This window comes from Enterobacter sp. PGRG2, from assembly GCF_030291195.1.
Taxonomy (GTDB): domain Bacteria; phylum Pseudomonadota; class Gammaproteobacteria; order Enterobacterales; family Enterobacteriaceae; genus Enterobacter_D.
Genome location: NZ_CP127837.1, coordinates 2,155,107 through 2,158,060, shown reverse-complemented (window position 1 = coordinate 2,158,060; position 2,954 = coordinate 2,155,107). Strand labels below are relative to the sequence as shown.

Here is a 2,954-nt window from a genome sequence, read left to right as displayed (position 1 = left end):
GCAAAGACTACAAGGAAGCTTTAGCCCTGTGCGCGGATCCACGTTAAGCTATAAACCCAATCAATAAAAAACCAGGGAGTGACGTGATGGACAAAAAAATTGGTTTTATCGGCTGCGGCAACATGGGTAAAGCGATCCTCGGCGGTTTGATCGCCAGCGGCCAGGTGCTGCCGGGCCAGATTTGGGTGTATACCCCCTCCCCTGATAAAGTCGCTGCGCTGCACGATCAATACGGCATCAATGCCGCCGCCAGCGCGCAGGAAGTGGCGCAGGTCGCCGATATTGTGTTTGGCGCGGTGAAACCTAACGTCATGATCAAAGTACTAAGTGAAATCACTTCCAGCCTTAATAAAGATACGCTGATTGTCTCTATCGCCGCAGGCGTGACGCTGGATCAGCTGGCGCGTGCCCTCGGCCACGATCGCAAAATCGTGCGTACCATGCCTAACACCCCTGCGCTGGTGAATGCCGGTATGACCTCGATCACCCCTAACGCGCTGGTGACGCCGGAAGATATTGCGGATGTGGTGAATATTTTCCGCTGCTTCGGTGAAGCGGAAGTGATCGCCGAACCGATGATCCATCCGGTAGTCGGCGTCAGCGGCTCCGCCCCGGCCTATGTGTTTATGTTTATCGAAGCCATGGCTGATGCAGCGGTGCTCGGCGGTATGCCGCGCGCCCAGGCCTATAAGTTTGCGGCGCAGGCGGTGATGGGCTCGGCAAAAATGGTGCTGGAAACCGGTAAACATCCGGGTGAACTGAAAGACATGGTGTGCTCACCTGGCGGCACCACTATCGAGGCAGTCAGGGTGCTGGAAGATCGCGGTTTCCGCTCGGCAGTGATCGAAGCGATGAACAAATGCATGGAAAAATCAGAGAAGCTCAGCAAGGCCTGAGTTCAGGCGGCGATTTCGGTACGGTTGCGTCCGGCGTTTTTGGCTTTGTATAGCGCCATATCAGCGGCCTTCAGCCATTCGCGGTAGTGCAGCATATCGGCGGTTAAGGGCGCAACGCCCACGCTGATGTGCAGGGTGATGTGCGGCGCGGAGGTCAGGCGGAATGTCGCAAGCCTGGCATGGACGCGACTCATGGCGGCAGCGGCGCTTTCCGGGCTGGTGCCGTTCATGATCACCGCGAATTCATCGCCGCCAAAGCGCCCAATCACATCGCCGCCGCGCAGACTCATTTGCAGATGGTGCGTCAGGGCAATGATGGCTTCATCGCCAATGTCATGGCCGCAGGTGTCATTGATGATTTTGAAATGGTCGAGGTCGATAAGCAGCACCGTGGAAGCCAACTGGTGGCGGCGACAATTATCGTATTCGTTACGCAGCAGGATCTCCCAGTAGCGGCGGTTGTAGACGCCGGTCATGCCATCGCGGGTGCTCATCACCTTCAGACGACGTTTCTGCGCGGCCAGCCGGTTCGCCGTTTTGTAACTCCCCCACGCGAACAGCATCGGATAGATCACCAGAAAGGGGATCGACAACCACCCTTCCAGCGGCGTACTGGTCAGCACCACGGCAATACCGGTGATTTGCAGCGTGACCAGACAGGTTACCAGCAGCAGAACTAACCCCATGCCGCATAATTTCGGGCCGCCTGCGCCCATTAAATTCACGCCGATCATCATTACCAGCGCCGCGGTGGGCATAACGTTCACGCCAATAATGGCGATCCACATACCGGCAAGAATGGCATCCGTCTTCAGGTTGGCCAGTTCCGCACGCTTCGGCTCGCTGGCGCGCACTGCCCTTTGCCAGGCAAAATGCGGCCAGATAAACGCCCAGCACAGCAACGCCATCCACCAGCCCCCGGGGAGGGATTGCGTCACCATCACGCCCGCCAGCGGGAAATAGAGGCCGCCCACACCCGCCACGCGCGGCATCCTGGCGCGGCGGACAAACTGCTGCCCGGCCCGGTAAAGTTCGTCCTGACTTTGTAAGCTGTCGCCGTCAGGACGCGACGGCGCAGAAGTATAAAAATTGTTATCATTCATAATTTTTGGGAACATTCTGAAACATTTCCAAAAATTATAGGCAGGTGACCCGACGGGTAAGTATGAAATTTCGGGTGAGCCGTCGCGCAGCGTCACCCGTTTGTATCAGCGTTATTTTTTAAGGCAGGCGCTCATAAACTTACTGCGATCCTCGCCTTTCAGCGATTGCTGGGTCGCCTGAGAATTACATTCGCGCATTTTTTGTTGCTGGGGGGAAAGACTTTTCTGGCCCGGCTCTACCTTAGTATTTTTCAGGCAATCGCTCATATAACTTTTGCGGGCGTCGCCTTTTAACGTCTGCGCGGTGGCCTGTTGATTACAAATGGTCATACGTTGCTGTTGCGGCGTCAGATCTTTTTCAGCCGCGCTGACTGCCATCATAAAAAGCATGCCAAACAGCAGGGTTACCAGGAATGTTATTTTCATATCACCATCCTCAGGGCAAGTGTCTCTTTAAGCATGGCGCGTTACGAAAAAAAAACCACCCTCCGTTCATTTGCGCAATCAGGCGGCAAATGAACGGAGCGTGGTTGTATACTATTTTCTGCCAGCAAAGACAGACAGGGCAATAAAAGAAATAAAAAGCGCGATCGCTGGCATTCCCGTTCAGTGATTTAACTGCGGGGATGCCTGAGAAGCTTTTTTACGTATTGCTGCAACAGTTCAGAATCCTTTTCCGAGACCTCGGCATCCGGGCGGGCCGCTTCCAGCGCGCCTTCGATACTCTGGATCAGCGCATTCTGTTCCGGCGCGGCCATGTGGCGCAGCAGTGCCGTCACCACAATTTCCAGCGCCTCGACCTGTGCGACCAGCTCCTTAGACTCTTCCTCCTTTTCAGCAAGCTTAACCAACAACTCTGCGATGAGGTTTTTCATAGCGCTATTTCCTTATGTGATTTCCGCTGACGTTAGCACCAGATTTGAGAATTGCAAAGTAGATTCAGGTATTATTTTTT

4 protein-coding genes are annotated in these 2,954 nt (G+C 54.8%); 1 reads left to right on the top strand and 3 read right to left on the bottom strand.

From position 1 onward, the window contains the following. The first annotated feature begins 86 nt into the window (after positions 1–86). Positions 87–896 (top strand): pyrroline-5-carboxylate reductase, encoded by an 810-nt coding sequence (gene proC / locus QRD42_RS09350; RefSeq protein ID WP_072567496.1) that lies wholly within the window; start codon positions 87–89, stop codon positions 894–896. Between the two features lie 2 nt (positions 897–898). Here proC and adrA read toward each other — a convergent pair whose 3' ends face one another. The 3 genes from adrA to iraP form a co-directional block, all read right to left on the bottom strand. Continuing rightward, on the bottom strand, positions 899–2,014 hold the full coding sequence (gene adrA, locus QRD42_RS09345) for a diguanylate cyclase AdrA (RefSeq protein WP_321988693.1): 1,116 nt from the start codon (positions 2,012–2,014) through the stop codon (positions 899–901). Between the two features lie 96 nt (positions 2,015–2,110). Next, positions 2,111–2,425, bottom strand: coding sequence for a phosphate starvation-inducible protein PsiF (gene psiF / locus QRD42_RS09340; protein ID WP_318363205.1), 315 nt, complete (start codon positions 2,423–2,425; stop codon positions 2,111–2,113). Between the two features lie 188 nt (positions 2,426–2,613). After that, entirely contained in the window at positions 2,614–2,874 is a 261-nt protein-coding gene (iraP, locus tag QRD42_RS09335) for an anti-adapter protein IraP (protein WP_072567494.1), read from the bottom strand. Positions 2,875–2,954 lie beyond the last annotated feature (80 nt).